Source organism: Methanococcoides sp. AM1 (genome assembly GCF_900774055.1).
GTDB lineage: Archaea > Halobacteriota > Methanosarcinia > Methanosarcinales > Methanosarcinaceae > Methanococcoides.
The window spans coordinates 119,116-137,036 of sequence record NZ_CAAGSW010000002.1 but is presented as its reverse complement, the minus strand read 5'-3'; the positions used below and the strand labels follow the sequence as shown (position 1 = coordinate 137,036).

At 44.3% G+C, this 17,921-nt stretch carries 17 protein-coding genes; 4 read left to right on the top strand and 13 right to left on the bottom strand.

The genetic code is table 11. From position 1 onward, the window contains the following. Window position 1: 1 nt before the first annotated feature. Complete coding sequence (locus E7X57_RS03370) at window positions 2–1,918, bottom strand: sodium:solute symporter (RefSeq protein WP_135610568.1); 1,917 nt, start codon at window positions 1,916–1,918, stop codon at window positions 2–4. 260 nt (window positions 1,919–2,178) lie between these two features. Next, window positions 2,179–3,153, bottom strand: coding sequence for a radical SAM protein (locus tag E7X57_RS03365; RefSeq protein ID WP_135610566.1), 975 nt, complete (start codon window positions 3,151–3,153; stop codon window positions 2,179–2,181). A gap of 326 nt (window positions 3,154–3,479) precedes the next feature. Between E7X57_RS03365 and E7X57_RS03360 the strand changes: the two genes are divergently transcribed. Next, window positions 3,480–5,078, top strand: a complete 1,599-nt coding sequence (locus E7X57_RS03360; protein ID WP_135610564.1) for a DEAD/DEAH box helicase — start codon at window positions 3,480–3,482, stop codon at window positions 5,076–5,078. A gap of 43 nt (window positions 5,079–5,121) precedes the next feature. Beyond that, window positions 5,122–6,144, top strand: a complete 1,023-nt coding sequence (locus E7X57_RS03355) for a hypothetical protein (protein WP_135610562.1) — start codon at window positions 5,122–5,124, stop codon at window positions 6,142–6,144. A gap of 201 nt (window positions 6,145–6,345) precedes the next feature. Here E7X57_RS03355 and rpl12p read toward each other — a convergent pair whose 3' ends face one another. From rpl12p to E7X57_RS03305, 10 genes are all read right to left on the bottom strand, one after another. After that, a complete protein-coding gene (gene rpl12p / locus E7X57_RS03350; RefSeq protein WP_135610560.1) occupies window positions 6,346–6,654 on the bottom strand; it encodes a 50S ribosomal protein P1 in 309 nt (102 codons plus the stop codon). A 46-nt stretch (window positions 6,655–6,700) separates the two neighbouring features. After that, window positions 6,701–7,726, bottom strand: a complete 1,026-nt coding sequence (locus E7X57_RS03345; RefSeq protein WP_135610558.1) for a 50S ribosomal protein L10 — start codon at window positions 7,724–7,726, stop codon at window positions 6,701–6,703. Further along, window positions 7,723–8,364, bottom strand: a complete 642-nt coding sequence (locus E7X57_RS03340) for a 50S ribosomal protein L1 (protein WP_135610556.1) — start codon at window positions 8,362–8,364, stop codon at window positions 7,723–7,725. The genes E7X57_RS03345 and E7X57_RS03340 overlap by 4 nt, the downstream gene beginning before the upstream one ends. A 238-nt stretch (window positions 8,365–8,602) precedes the next feature. Continuing rightward, the gene (locus E7X57_RS03335) at window positions 8,603–9,088 is read right to left on the bottom strand and encodes a 50S ribosomal protein L11 (RefSeq protein WP_135610553.1); all 486 of its coding nucleotides are present in this window, start codon (window positions 9,086–9,088) and stop codon (window positions 8,603–8,605) included. A 66-nt stretch (window positions 9,089–9,154) separates the two neighbouring features. Further along, window positions 9,155–9,613: a transcription elongation factor Spt5 gene (locus E7X57_RS03330; RefSeq protein WP_048193500.1), complete on the bottom strand. Its 459-nt coding sequence runs from the start codon at window positions 9,611–9,613 to the stop codon at window positions 9,155–9,157. 4 nt (window positions 9,614–9,617) lie between these two features. Further along, the gene (locus tag E7X57_RS03325) at window positions 9,618–9,815 is read right to left on the bottom strand and encodes a protein translocase SEC61 complex subunit gamma (protein ID WP_135610551.1); all 198 of its coding nucleotides are present in this window, start codon (window positions 9,813–9,815) and stop codon (window positions 9,618–9,620) included. Window positions 9,816–10,015: 200 nt separating this feature from the next. Further along, window positions 10,016–11,119: a cell division protein FtsZ gene (gene ftsZ / locus E7X57_RS03320; RefSeq protein ID WP_135610545.1), complete on the bottom strand. Its 1,104-nt coding sequence runs from the start codon at window positions 11,117–11,119 to the stop codon at window positions 10,016–10,018. Between the two features lie 106 nt (window positions 11,120–11,225). Further along, complete coding sequence (locus E7X57_RS03315; protein ID WP_135610543.1) at window positions 11,226–12,662, bottom strand: D-aminoacyl-tRNA deacylase; 1,437 nt, start codon at window positions 12,660–12,662, stop codon at window positions 11,226–11,228. A 108-nt stretch (window positions 12,663–12,770) separates the two neighbouring features. Beyond that, complete coding sequence (locus E7X57_RS03310; RefSeq protein ID WP_135610541.1) at window positions 12,771–13,565, bottom strand: class I SAM-dependent methyltransferase family protein; 795 nt, start codon at window positions 13,563–13,565, stop codon at window positions 12,771–12,773. Between the two features lie 59 nt (window positions 13,566–13,624). Then, entirely contained in the window at window positions 13,625–14,989 is a 1,365-nt protein-coding gene (locus E7X57_RS03305; RefSeq protein WP_135610540.1) for an NAD-dependent succinate-semialdehyde dehydrogenase, read from the bottom strand. A gap of 92 nt (window positions 14,990–15,081) precedes the next feature. Here E7X57_RS03305 and E7X57_RS03300 point away from each other — a divergent pair, with 92 nt between their 5' ends. After that, on the top strand, window positions 15,082–15,483 hold the full coding sequence (locus E7X57_RS03300) for a hypothetical protein (protein ID WP_135610538.1): 402 nt from the start codon (window positions 15,082–15,084) through the stop codon (window positions 15,481–15,483). 53 nt (window positions 15,484–15,536) lie between these two features. Further along, the gene (locus E7X57_RS03295; RefSeq protein ID WP_135610536.1) at window positions 15,537–16,463 is read left to right on the top strand and encodes a ribose 1,5-bisphosphate isomerase; all 927 of its coding nucleotides are present in this window, start codon (window positions 15,537–15,539) and stop codon (window positions 16,461–16,463) included. Between the two features lie 115 nt (window positions 16,464–16,578). Here E7X57_RS03295 and sppA read toward each other — a convergent pair whose 3' ends face one another. Beyond that, entirely contained in the window at window positions 16,579–17,820 is a 1,242-nt protein-coding gene (gene sppA / locus E7X57_RS03290; RefSeq protein ID WP_135610534.1) for a signal peptide peptidase SppA, read from the bottom strand. Window positions 17,821–17,921: the final 101 nt, after the last annotated feature.

Here is a 17,921-nt window from a genome sequence, read left to right as displayed (position 1 = left end):
TTTACTCATTGTTTGCCATTGTAAGGATAACACCTGTCTCTTCAAGAGCAGCTGCGACCTCTTTGTATGCGATGAAAAGTTCCCTTTTCTGCATCTCAACGGAATCTACAGGTGGTTCTGATGCAAACCAAATGTCTTTCTCGCCTTGACCACGTGTGATGGACACACATGCAAGCATGTCAGCCTGGATCAACCTGTAAACAGAATCAATACCAGTTGGTGTGACCCATGCAGGATATGATTCTTTCAGCTGTTCAACGAATTTGGTCCAATTAACTGTTGCAGAACCTTCAAGTCTCAAATGAAGGTGTGCACGTTCCCCTGTGATCTGCGCATCGACATTGTTGAGGAATTTCTTGTACTCTGCACTCTTCTCATCTACTGTCTGTGCCTCGTGGCTTGCCAGCTCTTCTGCTTCTTCTTTAAAGAATGGAGCAAGGTTGATGATGTTAGATGGCCTTGTCATAAATGAGACGCCAAAGAATGCAATTCCACTCAGTGCCATTCCGACAATGACACCATGACCCATAAGGACCGGGTGTACGGTCTCAAGATATGGAGGAGCCATAGGTGCGGTCATTGAAAGATCATAGACAGTAAAAGAGACCTGTGCAATAGCACCAACAAGAAGACCTGCCAGTGCACCTTCCTTTGTAGCACGTTTCCAGTAAAGTCCACCCATTAGAGGGAAGAAATATGATGCACTTGCAATGAAGGTCGCAATATGAATTGCATCGATGATACTGTTAATGAAGAAGGAACCTACAGTTGCTGCAGCGACAACGAAGAGGACACTGAGCCTGTTGATAGCAAGCATCTGCTTCATTGTTGCATCCGGTTTTACAAACCTCTGGTAGATATCTCGTGAGATACATGATGCACCGGATGTAGCAAAGGTATCAGCACAGGACATTGAAGCTGCTGCAAGACCAATTGCACTAAGACCGATCACCACAGGTGAGAAAGTACTGACTATGTAGGTCAGTAATGCAGGTTCTGCCTGAGCCATTCCCATTGGGAAACCTGCTGCTGCGATCTCCGGATACAATGCATTCAGTCCGATCGCAATAACTGCACATGCAGCAAATACGATAGTGACAAGGAGTGAACCAAGGACCAGACCATTCCTTGCGGAAGTTGAGTCCTTAGCTGCCCATACCTTCTGCCATGGGTCCTGTTCAGTGATCCATCCCGGAACGATCGCAAAGACGAAGATCAGTACCATCGGCATACCGATGATGAACGGATTCCACCAATCAGTAGGAACTCCGGAGAAAAGATCGGATGCTGTTGAAATTCCAGCAACACCTGATGTAGCTGAATCAACTGCAAGGAATGCCATTATAATTGCAAATATGGAAAGGAACACGAACTGGACAACATCGGTCCAGACAACAGCATGCAAACCACCAAGAGTAACATACACAGATACTGCAAGAGCAACAATTAGAGCTGCATATATCGGGTCAACCCCATAGAATATCTCCAGTACAAGAGCAAATCCCTTGATGTCAGCAACTGCGAAAAGTATCATCACGATCGTGATAATAATTCCCACCGGAGCACGGAGTGCGGAACTGTACCTCTGTTCGAGAAGTTCTGCCTGTGTGATAGCAGGAAGGTGCTTGATCCTTTTCACAAATATAGCGATAATAAGCAATGCAAGAATGTTCGGTGCTACGAACCCCCATATAGAGCCCATTCCAAGTAGCATGAAAAATCCTATTACAGCTAATATTCCACCAGCTGTCAGCCATGAAGCTGCCGATGAGAATCCAATCCCGATCGTACCGATCTTACGACCGGCAAGCCAGAAATCAGTTACTGTCTTTTGTCTTTTTGTAAAGTACCAGCCAATACCTATCAGTCCACAAAGATAGACTGCAAGCATTACCATAAACAATTGATAACCATCCATAATTAAACCTCAAAATAATATTATCCTATTTACCAAAATATATATTCAAATTACTGAAATTATCTAACACCATATACCCTATAAAAGTATACTAAGGACATATTTGATTTAATATATAAACTCTTTCAAAAAGAAAAACGATCATCTCTTCCAAAAATACATAATATTAATGGAGAAGAATACTGGAAAACACGATGGTAGCTGCAATATTTCATATATTGACATCTTTTTCTGACTGAACTAAAAATTATTCGAAAAATTCACATCCACTCATAATGCTGCAGGACCTCGAGGTTCATATCATACATCAGACTATTTTCAACATAACCAAAGAAGAAGCAACCTTCACATTTCTCGGTCAGTGCCTTTTGCCGATCTTTTGAGGACATCCATACATTAGCGATACCCTCATTAACATTTCCCAAAGGTTCCCTGTGAATACGACAGTTCTCAATAGAACCATCTGCAGTAACATCCAGGATCAGATTATTGACATGACAATTATATCCCTTTTTCAGCTCTTTTATCATTTTAAGATAGGTAAATGAATTTATAATGGGATAGCCAGCCTTTTTCATCTCGATTATGCGATCTACCGTACATCGGTATTTCTCCATATCACGAATGCCCATGTTGCCCCAGACATCCTCTTTGATCCCCCTGAACTCATACAAAGGCTCAAATGATATCTTCACATCGATATCTTGTGCCAGCTGGATAAGTTCTTCGATGTCATCAAGGTTCTTACCACTGATAACGCAGTTCATCAACAGAGGATTTTTCAGCTTGTCCTTGACAGACATAATGGCATCCAGTATTATCTCAAAATCGATCCCACGTATCTCTTTGTAGCTTTTTGTCCCATCCACAGAAACAGAAAGATAATCAAGATCATCCAGGTCATTTACCCTTTCTTTCAGCAATTTGCCGTTGGTGATCAGGGACGTGATCATTCCCAGCTTTTTAGCATACGAAAGGATCTGTGGCAGGTCCTCCCGAAGAAGAGGTTCAACTGTCCAGGCGTTATATGCCCCAATTCCGAAAGAGTGAGCATCATCAAGCATCCTGAAAATATCATCGAGACTCATCTCATCCCCCGGTTCCTTCCAGTATTCACAAAAGCTACAGCTCATGTTACATCTGGAATTGACCGCATGTGAGAGAACAAAGGGTCGTTTTCGCACCCTCATCTGCCAGATCGCACGTGCTGCAATGGTGGGAGAAAATTTAGACATGGTTACTCTTTGATCGAATGCTCATTAAGGTGCACTATATCTTCCATCGGTATTGATAAAACTTAGCATCTATCCGGCATATCCCATTCCACCATCTTTTTACAAGGATGTTACCAAAATTTTCTTTTTGCTTCTTATAGGACAATGTTTATAAGCAGAAAGATGTATGAAAGGGCATCTGAAACGAAATAGGTTAAAAACCCCCATCATAATTAACATAAAAATGATTTCTAACAAGATTTCCGGTGGGGATTTGCCAAGAACGAGAGACAAAGATGTTGCTCTTCTTCTTTTAAGAATTAGATATATACTAACAGGTAATCACCATGGAATCATTTAAAAACCTAGGGATCGAAGAAGCGATCCTAAGATCGATCGAAGAAAAGAATTTTGAAGCTCCGACAGAAATTCAGTCAATGGCAATTCCGCTCATTCTGGATGGAAAGGATATTATTGGAGGAGCTGCCACAGGCTCCGGTAAAACACTTGCTTTTGGGTGTGGAATTATCCAGAAGATTGAGACTGGGAGAGGAATAAAGGCCCTGGTCCTTACACCTACAAGAGAACTGGCAGAGCAGGTTCACAATTCACTTAAGGAATTTTCCCGTCATAAAAAATTAAAAATAGCATCCATTTACGGCGGAGTTGCAATTGGCCCACAGATGAGGCAGCTGGAAAAAGCAGATATTGTTGTTGCAACCCCTGGCAGACTCCTTGACCATATTGGAAGAGGTACAATAGACCTGGACAACGTAACGATGCTAGTCCTTGATGAAGCAGACAGAATGCTTGACATGGGATTCATCGATGATGTGGAAGACATCGTAAAAGAGTGTCCTGAGGACAGACAGACAATGCTTTTCTCAGCAACTGTTTCAAAGGACATAAAATACCTCTCACGCAAGTACATGAACGATCCTCAGAAAGTCTTTGCAAAAGCACATGTGGACCCTGAAAAACTTGAACAGGTATATTATGACGTTCCAAAACCCATTAAATTCTCCTTGCTTGTTCATCTCCTGAAAAGTGAGAAGTCAGGATTAGTGATGGTTTTCTGTAACACACGAAGCAATGTGGACTTCGTCCAGAAGAACCTCAGGAAAAATGATGTTGATGCGATCGCCATACACGGAGGTCACACACAGGCAAAGAGAAAGAGCACACTCAGCAAATTCCATTCAAGCGAAGCACATGCACTTGTTTGCACAGATGTTGCTGCACGTGGTCTGGATATTCCTCATGTATCACACGTCTACAATTATGATATCCCTGATGATGTGAATGAGTATGTACACAGAATAGGCCGAACTGCAAGAGCAGGTAAGGAAGGTAAAGTCATTAATGTTCTGACAGACAGGGAAGCAGATGCTTTCCAAAAGCTGGTCAGGCATCACCGCAAGTTCACGATCACAAAGGAAGAAGTGCCTGAAGTTGAAAGAGTAGTCATAAAGGACGAGAAGAACAAGCGTCATGATAAGAACAGCTTCAACAAATCCAGCGGCCGTGGCAGATCGAGCAGATCAGAAGGACGCGGGGGTCAAAAGAGGTCCGGAGGATATAGCGGATCTAAGCCGAAAAGTGGTGAAGGCTCCGGAAGATCAGAAGATCGTAGAGATTCAAAAAGATCTGAAGGATTTAGTGTATCAAGGAAGCCGAAAAGTGGCGAAGGCTCCGGAAAATCAGAAGGACGCGGAGGACCGAAGAGGTCAGGAGGATACAGCGCATCATCTAAGCCGAAAAGTGGCGAAGGCTCCGGAAAATCAGAAGGACGCGGAGGACCGAAGAGGTCAGGAGGATACAGCGCATCATCTAAGCCGAAAAGTGGTGGAGGCTCCGGAAGATCAGAAGAACGAGGCGGATCCAACAAATCGAATGCACGAAGCGGATTTAAGAAGAGATCAGGAGTTAAAAGACCAAAAGAGTGATCTTACCGGTCACCTTTTTATATAAATATCATTAGTTCTTTTTATGAACTGGTTTGTAGTAGATGCAGCAGGTGAAGCTCTCAGAAGAACGAGACGATGCCTGCTGGAACCGTTCGATTTAAAGAAGTGGCTGAAACTTGCTATAATAGTCGCTTTAGCAGGCGGAGGAAGCAGTTCAGGTTACAACGTTTCAACACCTAACACAGGCAACAGTGACTTACCAGGACACCCTTTTTCTTACATTCCGGATGGAAATGGTTTCTTTTATCAGATAACATCCATGGCCGATCTGCCCCTGATACTTGCAGTTGTGGGAACCATCGGGCTGTTTATACTAATATTGTGGTACATTTCATCAGTAATGGATTTTGTTTTTGTGGAATCCATCACAAAAAACGACGTTCGTTTTTGGGAATACTCTAAAAAATACATGAAAATGGGACTGAACCTTTTCATAATACGCTTTGTTCTGGCAATCGGTTTCTTTGCCATATTCATAATGGCAGCACTACCCCTGATCATTCAGATAATCAATGATCCATCCACAAGCTTCATGCCCATGCTTATTGCAGGAGGAATGAGCCTTGTTGCAGTAATATTGATAATATCTATATTTAGTGCCATCATATACTCTTTCATCTACCTATGCATCCCCATTGCCATGTATGATAAGATCGGGATTATTGAAGCCCTGGAAAAAGTAGTGGCAACATTCAGGCAGGACTGGAAACAAATGATAGGTTACTGGTTCGGAAGGTTCATTCTATGGACCGGAGGAGGGGTTGTCTTCGGCATCATTATACTCTCCCTAATACTGATCCCGGGATTGGTCTTCCTGTTCATTGACGGTATAATATACTTTGCTCTTTCAGGGATCCTTCAGCAGAGCATAATATGGCTGATCCTTGCACCGTTTGCTGCCATAGAGATAGCATTGTTAATCCTTTTCTCAATAATGGGAATGATGCCATTGCATATATTTATGAAATATCATATGCTACTATTCCTTGAAAAATGGCGTCCAGCAACTACAATTCCATTTTTTGAGCTTACCGATGAAAGCTAAAGATCAATGGTCAGTCGTTAATGACTTAAAAATAAGTTTATGATCGATCACAAAGTTGCCCTATTGGATTTATGACCATTGGTAGTTCTGATAGAGAGACCAAACAATAAGAAGTATAGTCCAGATTTTATTAAATTAAAGTAATTAAAGATAAAAAAAGATTGGTGATACCCGCATGATGCGAGTATCGTTTGAAAGAAATTATCCGAAGAGTGCTCCGAGACCAGCCATGCCGCTCTCTTCTTCTTCAGCTTTCTCTTCTTCTGCAGGAGCTTCTTCAGCTGCTGCCTCTGCTGCTGCAGGTGCTGCTGCTGATGCTGCTGCAGGTGCTGCGAATGCTGCGGTTGCCATTGCTTCTGCGATGTCAACATCTTCGAGTGCTGCAACAAGTGCCTTTGCACGTGCATCGTTAACGTCTACTCCAGCTGCAGTGAGTACTGCAGTAACTGCTTCTTCTGTAATGTCTTTCTCAGCGTTGTGTAGTAAAAGTGCTGCGTATATGTATTCCATTGTAAATCACCTTTTATGTTATTAATATTAATTTTTTAATAGTAGTTTATCCAAAGAGTGATCCAAGACCAGCAGCCATGCCGCCCTCTTCTTCCTCTTCTTTTTCTTCTTCCTTCTCTTCAACGACCTCTTCAGCTGCAGATTCAACTGGTGCTGCTGATGCAGCTGATCCAAGTGCCTCTTTCAGCTCATCGTCAACTGCGCCCTCATCCTTAGCAGATGCTGCTGATGCAACAGACATCATCTCGCCCTGTGCCTTGCCAAGCAGGATATCCATAACATCCGGCTCGAATACCACAGCGTTGACAGCAACGTTCTTTGATTCTGAAGCTGCTTTTGCAAGTAATGTGCTGATGTTTTCGGTTGTTGGGTACACTGCGTTGACAGACAGGTTGAATGCCTGCTGAGTAGCCTGTACGAAGTCTGCGAAGATCTGTCCCTCATCAATTGCGAGTACGTCAGGAGTAAAGATTGATCCTTCTTCCATAACAGCCCTTAGATCAAGACCCACTTCAAGTGGATAGATCTCCAGCCTTGTAAGCATAGCTGCGAGCTTCTGAGGTACGACCTCTCCGGCCTTTGCAACTGCCTTGGTCTCCTTGATAACGACCTTACCGCCGTCGATAGCAGCAGGAATTCCTGCAGCCTGCATATCGCCCAGTATAGGTCCTGGTGGGAAGCTTGTTGGACCTGCTTCCACAACAATGTCATTAGGGGTGACCATTCCACCTTTGATAGGGGAAGGACTCTTGCTCTTCTCAAGCAATTTGTAGAGTTTGAAAGGATTCTCTTCTGTGAATATCAGTGCAGTCTGAACCTCAACATAATCATCCATTTTCTTAATGTCATCGGATGACTCATCGAGTGCTCTTCTTATGAGAGTGTTTCTGGACACCTTCAGGACAGCAACGTCCTTAAGGCTCCTTCTCATTGCCTGAAGCTGTTTTGCAGGAATGCCTCCAATACCCACAACACCTAATAATGGATATGATGTGACGAGTTCCTTGATGTCGTCTACCTCATCTTTCTTCCATTTAGGGATATGTTCACTGTGGTGAAGTTCTGCCATTATACCAACCTCACAGATTTACCCATAGTAGTCGTAACATAGACCGATTTAAGGTTATGTTTACCTTTTTCGAGTGAGTGCTCGACCCTGCTCAGAACTGTCTCGACGTTCTCTGCCAGCTTTTCGACATCCATATCTCTGCGACCGATTGCTACGTGGAACGTAAGTCTGTCTTTTGACCTTATACGAATAGAGTTCTTCGTACTGTTGATAAGATCTGCAACGTTCTTATCGGGTGTCAAAGGTACAGGCATCTTTCCACGAGGACCGAGAATTGCACCGAGGGTCTTACCGATCAGAGGCATGTACTGCACTTCTGAAATGAAGAAGTCGCACTCATTTGCAAGACTTCTTGCCTTGGATTTATCCTCGCCAAGTTCTTTGATATCCTCTTCGGTCAGAACATAGTCTGAACCAGCATCTTTAGCATTGAGTCCAACTTCACCCTTTGCGAAAACAGCGATCTTAAGGGATTTGCCAAGACCATTGGGAAGAATTATCTCTTCGTCCACACGGTTCTTGGGTTGACTCATATCGAGGTTCTTTAAGTTAATTGCCAGATCCACACTTTCGGAGAACTTACGTTCAGGGGACCCTTCGACTAACTCTTTTACTAGATTTAAAGTAGTCTCTTCTACCATTCTATTCCTCCCGTAGTTAATGAACAAATGTTCAGATACAGGGTCTTAACCCCGTATCCGGCAGGCACACGAGATTGTATGCCAACCGATGCGACCGCTACGGCCTACTACGGTTAAAGTAAGGAGATTTTCATCTCAATTACGAGCACTTCAATAATGAAGCAATTATTTTAAACTTATCGGTCAGCCAGAGCGGCCGACCAGTTCATCTGATACTAAGATCAGAGATCAATCCTTATTACCATGCTTCTGCTGCAAGAGCTTCGTCAAACTTGCCCTCATCAACAGCTTTCTGGCATTCCCTTGGATCAAGACCTTCTACAGTAACACCCATTGGCACACATGTACCCATGACCTCTTTTACTGCAGCCTTGAGGGAATAGGAAAGGATATCGTCTTTCTTCATGCGAGCGACCTTTGCAGCCTGTGCAATTGAAAGATCACCAACATTGACAGTACCGGATTCACCGGAGCCTTTCTCAATGTTCAGTTCCTTAAGGATCAATGCGGATGTTGGTGGAGTACCCACTTCGATCTCGACATTCTTGTCGTCATCAACAATTACCTTAACAGGAACCTGCATTCCATTGTAATCTTTAGTTTTGTCATTGATCTTATCGATCACGTCTTTGATATTTACACCAAGAGGTCCCAATGCTGGACCAAGAGGAGGGCCCGGATTTGCTTTACCTCCAGGAACCAAGGCTTCTACAACACTTGCCATTAAAGATTCACCTTTTTAATTTTATAAATTTAGTTTTAGTTAATGAATATAATCATACAGTACAAATCAGGATTCTTCCTTCCTGAGTATCCGTACAGTATCACCACGTATAGTTATAGGTATTGGTACAACCGCATCGAATAGCTCGACCGTTATTTCCTCATGGCCTTCATCAACACGCTTTACACGTGCCTTTTCGCCCTTGAAAGGACCGGAGGTTACCTCGATGATCGCACCTTCCACGATACCTGTGACGGTTGGTTTTGGTGTAAGGAAATGCTCGATCTCCGCTATACTGGACTGGCCTTTAACAACGGTCCTTGCATGAGGAACCGTCTGAATAGCCTGTTCTACAGCACCGGAATCGGATGATTCCAGAAGTACATACCCTTTAAGCTCATCCGGAGCAATTATAGCACGGATGTCGAGATTGTCCTTCCTGGCAACCTGAGCCAGCATCCCGGCAACTGAGCGCTCCTGATTTGCAGTTGTCTTAACAACAAATATAGCGGCATCTTCACTCATAAAGTTACACCCACTTCGGTAATTCCGTCAGCAGTACGTAAATAATGAAACCAACAAAACCGATCACCAGAATACCGGCACCAGCGACCTTAGAGATCATGAGGAACTCCTCCTTTGAAGGCTTCTTGGACAATTTCAATACCCTCAGGTATGACTTAAGGACTTGACCGACATTACGGTTTATCTTAGGCGCTTCAAACATATTACCTGCCAAACTTCTCACAACCAGTTTCAGTATATTACATATGATTGACCGGGGTTGACCAAATTCAGAGTACCAACACCTCGATCATATTATAAATTCTAGCGGCGTTTAAATAACGTACTATATAAAATACCTTTCGATTGAACCCTACAAAAACAATTTGGTTCAAATTAGAAAGAGAAGGAGATAACTCCTTTTCATTTTACGAAATCAATACCGTATTTTCGAGTAACGTTCTGGGAACTTCCACTTCCATATATCTGCGGAGATTTCACACCTGTTACAACAAGCATTGTGCGGACAGAGTGCTCAAGCTCAGGATCTACCTGTGCTCCCCAGATCAGCCTTGCATTAGGGTCGATCCTGCTGTAGACTTCCTGTACAACACTCTCTGCTTCTGCAATGGTCATATCCGGACCACCTACAACGTTCACAAGAGCGGAAGTAGCACCTGAGATATCCACATCAAGAAGAGGGCTCCTCAATGCTTTCTGGACAGATTCCACAGCCTTGTTCTCACCGTCTGCCTCACCAAGACCTATCATTGCCACGCCACCGTTCTGCATGACGGTCCTTACATCAGCAAAATCGAGGTTTACAAGACCAGGTTTTGTAATAAGCTCGGTAATACCTTTTACAGCTCTCATCAAAACCTCATCTGAGACCTTGAAAGCAGCTTGTAATGGTAATCTTGGGACAACCTCAAGAAGCTTGTCATTAGGAACTACAATAACTGTGTCTGCAACATCCCTAAGCCTTTCAAGTCCTGCCTCGGCGTTTGTGCGCCTTACCTGACCTTCAACCGCGAACGGAAGAGTTACTACGGCAATTGTCAAAGCACCTGCATCACGTGCAGCCTCTGCAACAACCGGAGCGGAACCTGTACCGGTACCACCGCCAAGTCCTGCAGTAATGAACACCATATCAGTACCATCTACGATCCCACGCACCTCATCAATGCTTTCAAGTGCAGCATCTTCGCCGATCTGTGGCAGACTGCCAGCACCAAGACCTCTTGTCTTTTTCTTGCCGATAAGGATCTTGCTCTCGGTAGAAACATTCAAAAGATGTTGAGCATCTGTGTTTATTGCAACAAGCTCTGCGCCCTTGATGCCTTCCTGCGCCATGCGCTGAGCACTGTTCGAACCGCCGCCGCCGCAACCAATGACCTTGATGTTCGTCTGCAGATCTCTAAGCATCGCTTCGAGTTCCGCATTGATGTCATTCTGTTCCGGGACGCTGGAACGGATTTGTGTCTCTTCTACCGATCGTGCCAATGCCTCTTCTACTATGGATTTCATAATATATTCTCCACTATAGCAAAATGATCAAATGTATTATTGGAATTATACAATACTAATGCAATACACATGTTGGATATTCGTATTATACTTTACCATCTTTTACTCAAAGGATTGCGTTATTTAACACAAAACTTTTTTTTGTCCTTTCACGTACCATTTCTGGCCCGATGATCCTTCCGTCTATTGTAACCGACTCACCATTGGCCAGTTTCCCAAACATGGGACCCGGAGGAACTCCCATTTTTCGTGCGAGATCGGGATTGAACCTATCATCCGTAATACGCAACACGTTTTCATCGGAAACGTATTCAGTATCATAACGTCCTTTTAGTATTTTAATGCATTCGTTTACCAGAAAGGTAAGGAAATCCTCTGCATCCTGCTTCCAGAAAGTAAAGAACACATTTGAAACAGTAGCATCCTCTAATTCAAAATACACAATATTTGAGTTTTGAAGTACGTTCTTCAAAGCTACAATGTCCACTGATTTAACCAGTTTGATAAGTTCCCGGTCTGCCCTGACAGTTATGACAGAGATAATATCTTTACCTGACCCGGTTTGATCCAACTCACCCAACCTTTTCCGGATACCTTCGGAAAACTTTACCCGACCCGAGGGATCATGCTCCTTCACTTTATGCAGGAATATCCTGAAATCATCCCAATGGACACCCCTCATCTCCTTAATGTCACTCTCCCTTAGTAATTCAAGACCGGATGAATCCGTCAGATCACTTATCTTCTTCCGGTCGCCCGAAGACAACGATTTCCTGTCACAGTACACCAGGTCGGCACCTGACATCTCAACTGCCTGCCGGAACATATCCTCATCAACATTCTGTATCTGGTAATTCGGGAAATTGTGCCCGAATGTCACATCAGAACTAAAAATAAGGCCAGTCTGCCTTGCAGCATAATGCCCGCCACCAAAACCAATTGCAACCGGACATTTTATCGGATCCACAGCAAGGATAGCACGGGCAACTATATCACCAACAGCAGTATCGACCCATTCTGATTCCGAACTTCCGATCTCCGCATACACCGAAGGAACGTTCAGGTCTGAAGGACCATGATGCGTTGACTCCATAGAAACGTCATAGCCAGTGTCACCAACCATTTCAGACATTGACAGGAGAATTGAACGCAAAGCAAATGGAGCTGCTTTTGCCAGTTCGCCCGGATTTCCACCGAAATCGGCTGATCCTGGATTTCCGGTAAAATGAGACGTGAGCAAACGGCGTCCATCCGCACTCCTGTGCTTGGAAGCAAAAATCATGAGATCACAGGGGAACCCTGCTTTTTTTAGTTTCTCGTCTATATTTTCCAGATAGATATGATGTTTGTTAACTTCTACGATCCGGAAATTGCCACTCTCATATACCTCGGACAGGTCTCCAACTAGACCGGGTGGTAACTCCAACCTGCTCCATTTCCTGAGCCTGAGCAAATGATCTTTTATGTTCTGACCTGCCATATCGACAGTCGAACAGATAATGATGATATTTGTAGAACTTTCCTTATCCATAGTTGTCTGCATGATCAAAAGACCCCGGTAGTAAATTGTATTTAGTCACAAACTGTTCACAGCAATTAGAATAGCACAACTAATAACCTTTACCGCCTGCAGATGATGAGAGGGCGGAGGTCACACCTTAACCATATCGAATACCCACCTGCTAACACCAGGAGCAACATTCCCACACCTACGGTGACTGATAACGTTGAGTCCCATGTCGGAATATTTTCCCATCAGACCTTCGATCTGTTCCCGGGTCTTGAACGTACAGAAATGCAAATATCCACCACTCCTTACAAGCGGAAGCACATCCTCAAGGAAACGGTCCATTCCATAGGGGGTTGGAATTATTACCCTGTCAAACTTTGCATCCAGCATATTTTCAATAAATGATGCATCTGCAAGGACAGGACTTATATTATCGCCCACATGGTTCAATTTGATGTTCTCCCCCAGCCATTTGCAGGCTGCCGGGTTCTTCTCAAGAGCAACTACCTTTGCACCTTTTGCTGCAGCAGGGATCGCAAATGGACCGACACCGCAGAAAGGAACCAATACGTCCTCCCCCTGCTGAACCTGGGAAGAGACACGCTTTCTCTCAAATGCAAGCCTACCGTTGAAAAAAACGTCCTTCAGATCCATCTTATACAGCATCCCGAATTCCGTATGAGTTGTTAGCGAGCTATCACCAAGTAATAGCTCAAACCCAGCGACACGATGATCACCTTCCAGCTTCGTCACCTTGTTAAGGACCCCCCGAATATTGCCCCTCCTTGAAGCTACATACTCTGCGACAGAGAATTTATGATCCACTAATTCAGGAGGAATGGATACAACTGCAACATCCCCGATAACATCAAAACGTTTGGGAATAAGATCACGAAGATCTTCAGGAAAGTCATTGAGATCCTTAAAGGAAGTCATTGGAAGGATCACCGCCTGTAATGGACCACGCCTCATCAACCCTCATTAATTACAACTTATCAATACACTTTTGTGGACTTGATGTTCATGAACTCATAGAAGCCGAACCTTGAAAGCTCCCTTCCAATTCCACTCTTCTTCACACCACCAAATGGTAAATTTGCCTCGGGCCTGAAAAATCCATTCACGCCAACAACACCCGCCTGGACCTGGCATGCAAGTGAGGAAGCCTTTACCTCATCCCCGCTCCAGATACTGGCACCCAGGCCGAACTCCGTCGCATTGGCAACTCTTATGGCCTCAACCTCATCTTTAACTGCAATGATAGGAGCTATCGGGCCAAATGTTTCATCCCTCATGACTTCCATATCGGTTGTCACATTCGAGAGAACAACAGGTGAGAAGTAGTAGCCCTCGCCTTCTATACTGCCGCCATCAAGCTCTACTTTAGCACCCATCGAAACTGCTTCACGCACCTGCGCTTCAAGCAGTGCGATCTGATCCTCACGCACCAGCGGACCGAGGTCTGTTTCAGGGTCCATAGGGTCACCCAGCTTAAGTGCACGGGTCTTTTCCACAAAGAGAGCTGTAAACTCATCTGCGATTGCCTCATCCACAATGAAGCGTTTGGATGAAATGCATGTCTGACCGGTATTGATAAAACGACCTGAAACCGCGACCTTTACAGCCATTTCAATATCGGCATCATTCAATACGATGAAAGGATCACTGCCCCCAAGTTCAAGAACACATTTCTTCATGTTCCTACCCGCCGTTTCAGCCACTTTCTGACCTGAAGGAAGACCACCCGTAAATGAGACCGCAGCGATCTCCGGTCTTGATATCAATGAGGAAGCTGCAGGTCCGTCTACAAGAAGTGTCTGGAATACACCTTTTGGAACACCTGCTTTCTCAAATATATCCTCGATCTTTAGAGCACACATCGGAACATAACTGGAATGCTTCAAAACCATGGTATTCCCGCCTGCAAGTACATGGGAAGCAGCACTTAGTACCTGCCAGAGAGGGAAGTTCCAGGGTTTGATAGCAAGTATCGTGCCCATGGGCTCAAATGAAATGAAAGCTGACGGATCGTCATCCACAACGTCAGGCTCAAGAAGTGACTCGATATTGGAGGCAAAATAGTCGAACATGCTTGCACATTTCTCAACCTCCGGAAGCGACTGCTTTATGGGTTTACCCATTTCTTTTGTAATGGTCTCTGCAAGGTCTTGTTTCTCCTTTCGAAGCATAGCAGCGACCTCCTCAAGATAGACACCCCGCTCTGCAGCAGCAAGTGAACTCCATTCAAGGAACATTTCACCGGACCTTTTCAGTATCGAATCTACTTCTTCCGGAGAGTGAAATTCGAACTCACCATTGACCTTCCCGTTTGCAGGATCTATTGAGACCATTGCGTTCATGGTGGCTAATTTATCCTGATTTGATATAAGTGAGGCGGATTTGACATCAATATATAAGTGATAGCTCCGGATGATAATATAGAGGTACTTAAATGAGCTACAAACTATACCGAGCATTGAAAGCAATTGGATATTCACTCCTCATCTGGACGATCGGTTTTGTGTGGGGAACCGTTGTCTTCATGACCCCGGCATTATCTGAGATAGCAGCCATCGACTATATTTCTAAAATGCCGGCCATATCCATCCCGGTACTTATCGCATATTTGTTGTTAATACCATACCTTTCAAAGAGATATCTTGAAAATGCAGTGGACAAAATTGTGGAGGCAACTGCTCTCGGAGTGACCTTCCTCGCAATAAATGCACTTCTTGACCTTGTGATGTACCTGACCATCTATGATCAGGACTACTATGCATATGCATCAATATGGATCTCCTACGCATTGCTATTGATACTACCACCATACGTCGGAAAACGCATACAGGACTGAAGCCCGGCACATAACCAAATACATATAAATGCGTTCACTCCCAATGTATCTTTATGCAGCAATTACTTGATACCGCTGAAAAGATCAGGACCATGGAGATACGTGGAGCAGGAAGGATAGCTGAAGCCGCTTCTGCTGCACTTCGTGATTATGTACTGAGCCTCAAGGTCACCAATATAAAAGATTTTAACAAAAAAGTGGATGAGGCCGCAAATATCCTTATCCAGACACGTCCGACTGCCGTATCCTTACCAAATGCAGTGCAGATCACAAAACGTCACAGTTCCGATGATGTGGCAGGAGCGCGTGAGGAGATTATTCGAAACGCAGACGTCTTCCTCAAGCAGGCAGGAGAAGCTCTTGATAAAATGGGAAAGATCGGTGCCAAAAGGATACATGACGGGGATGTTATCATGACACACTGCAATTCCCATGCAGCACTTTCGGTCATATCCACAGCTTTCAAACAGGGCAAAGATATCTCGGTCATAGCAACCGAATCACGCCCGAGAAGACAGGGGTTGCTCACCATTAGGGAACTGAACGATTACGGCATTCCAACCACGTTTATAGTGGATTCTGCGGTCAGATATTCCATGAAAGAAGTCGATACCGTAATAGTTGGTGCTGATGCAATAACAGTCAATGGTGCTCTTGTCAACAAGGTAGGAACATCACAGCTGGCACATGCTGCACACGAAGCAAGGAAAAATGTCCTGAGCGTTGCTGAAACTTTCAAGTTCAGCCCGAACACGATACTTGGCGACATGATCGATATCGAAGAAAGGTCCGCAGAAGAAGTGATCGACCTGGAGATCCTTGCAAAAATGCCAAATGTGAAAGTGAAAAATCCTGCATTCGACATAACACCTGCCGAATACATTGACATGATAATAACAGAGGTCGGAGCATTCCCCCCACAGATGGCCTACACAATTATAAAGGAACATCTCGGATGGGAACTTTCCAACATCGGATGATGTTGATCAATAAAAATAAGAATTGGAATTATCGATAAGATCAGGTGTCCGGTACATGGATCACCTCTCTTTTTTACATTAATTTAGATCATCAACTAAAAAAATTGATCGCCGATCACTCGACGATCGTACCTACCGGACTTTCCTTATAGTAACTTGCCAGCTGCTCAACAGAATCTGTTGAAAAGGTTTTCTCGGTACCAAAAAGTATGCTCGAGAGAGAAGGCCTGTTAATATAGTATACTGTAGGCTCACCTTCGATACCTCCAAGTTCTGCAGCTGCATCAATGGCATCATACAGGTTACCAAAGTCATCGATCAGCCCGATCTCTTTTGCCTCCACAGCAATGTAAATGCGACCATCGGCAATATCCTTGACCTCACTCTTTGTCATATTACGGTGCTCTGCGACACTGGTAATGAACAGGTCATATACCTTGAGAACGACCGTGTCGGCATACTCCTTTTCCTCGGGGGTCAGGCCTCTCCAGTCGCCACCCATATCCTTGAACTCACCGGATTTGGATATGTAGAAATCTATCCCTTCATTATCGTAATATTCCGACCGGTTCGTGTAAACGCCGATCACACCTATGCTACCGGTTATCGTTGAAGGGTTTGCCAGTATAAGGTCTGCAGGTGCGGAAATATGATATGCAGCGCTTGCAGCCACATCGCCCATTGAAACAACTACCGGTATGCCCTGTGCCTGGACATTCTCGATCTCAGTTATGATCTCCTCTGCTGCTGCCGGAGAACCCCCTCCGCTGTTCACTCTGAGCACTATGGCCTTGACACCTTCATCGGCTGCAGCTTCACGCAGACTGTTGCATATATCCTCAGATGTTGCATACCCAAAGCCAGAGGGGAGATTGCCCGTCAGCATGGTTCCCTGCACATAGATAACTGCAACCTGATTATCAGAAGTATATATCTCACCACCGAAGGACAGGTAAATGGCTGCAAAGCTTCCACCGATTATCAACAGCAATGCGGAGAACAATGCAACATATTGCCATTTGTGGCTCTTTTTCGGAGCAGGCGGGCTTTGAGTAGCCTGTTTTACTTCCTTTACGTCCATTGCTTCCTTTGGAGGTGTTGTTGATTCACCTTCATTAACCTCCACAGGAGGATTATATGCTACAATATCTTCTTCCGGAGATTCTACTGAGGGCACAACAACATTATCTGTCATACCACCATCCTCATGAGCATTGTCCAGGATCTCAGTATAGTCAGGCTCCGGAGTCATCTCAAATGCCCCCAGATCCGGCACCTCCTCGGTGGATTCTTCCAGGACTTCATCCAGAAGGTCTTCATCATCTTTTAAAGTAAAAGGTTCTTCACTATTGGTCATCCAATACCTCTGATATATATTGTAGATTGACCTGAACATTCAAAAAGCTTCTCTTGTTGATAATATAAGCGAAATATATTTTATTATTGTAGACCATGCAA

Excerpts from the sequence above, each read along its gene's own strand:
- sppA (WP_135610534.1), bottom strand. The coding sequence starts at position 17,820 with ATGACCAATAGTGAAGAACCTTTTACTTTAAAAGATGATGAAGACCTT.
- E7X57_RS03295 (WP_135610536.1), top strand. The coding sequence starts at position 15,537 with ATGCAGCAATTACTTGATACCGCTGAAAAGATCAGGACCATGGAGATA.
- ftsZ (WP_135610545.1), bottom strand. The coding sequence starts at position 11,119 with ATGAAATCCATAGTAGAAGAGGCATTGGCACGATCGGTAGAAGAGACA.
- E7X57_RS03310 (WP_135610541.1), bottom strand. The coding sequence starts at position 13,565 with ATGACTTCCTTTAAGGATCTCAATGACTTTCCTGAAGATCTTCGTGAT.
- E7X57_RS03330 (WP_048193500.1), bottom strand. The coding sequence starts at position 9,613 with ATGAGTGAAGATGCCGCTATATTTGTTGTTAAGACAACTGCAAATCAG.
- rpl12p (WP_135610560.1), bottom strand. The coding sequence starts at position 6,654 with ATGGAATACATATACGCAGCACTTTTACTACACAACGCTGAGAAAGAC.
- E7X57_RS03300 (WP_135610538.1), top strand. The coding sequence starts at position 15,082 with ATGAGCTACAAACTATACCGAGCATTGAAAGCAATTGGATATTCACTC.
- E7X57_RS03305 (WP_135610540.1), bottom strand. The coding sequence starts at position 14,989 with ATGAACGCAATGGTCTCAATAGATCCTGCAAACGGGAAGGTCAATGGT.
- E7X57_RS03370 (WP_135610568.1), bottom strand. The coding sequence starts at position 1,918 with ATGGATGGTTATCAATTGTTTATGGTAATGCTTGCAGTCTATCTTTGT.
- E7X57_RS03335 (WP_135610553.1), bottom strand. The coding sequence starts at position 9,088 with ATGGCAAGTGTTGTAGAAGCCTTGGTTCCTGGAGGTAAAGCAAATCCG.
- E7X57_RS03315 (WP_135610543.1), bottom strand. The coding sequence starts at position 12,662 with ATGCAGACAACTATGGATAAGGAAAGTTCTACAAATATCATCATTATC.
- E7X57_RS03340 (WP_135610556.1), bottom strand. The coding sequence starts at position 8,364 with ATGGTAGAAGAGACTACTTTAAATCTAGTAAAAGAGTTAGTCGAAGGG.
- E7X57_RS03365 (WP_135610566.1), bottom strand. The coding sequence starts at position 3,153 with ATGTCTAAATTTTCTCCCACCATTGCAGCACGTGCGATCTGGCAGATG.
- E7X57_RS03360 (WP_135610564.1), top strand. The coding sequence starts at position 3,480 with ATGGAATCATTTAAAAACCTAGGGATCGAAGAAGCGATCCTAAGATCG.
- E7X57_RS03355 (WP_135610562.1), top strand. The coding sequence starts at position 5,122 with ATGAACTGGTTTGTAGTAGATGCAGCAGGTGAAGCTCTCAGAAGAACG.
- E7X57_RS03325 (WP_135610551.1), bottom strand. The coding sequence starts at position 9,815 with ATGTTTGAAGCGCCTAAGATAAACCGTAATGTCGGTCAAGTCCTTAAG.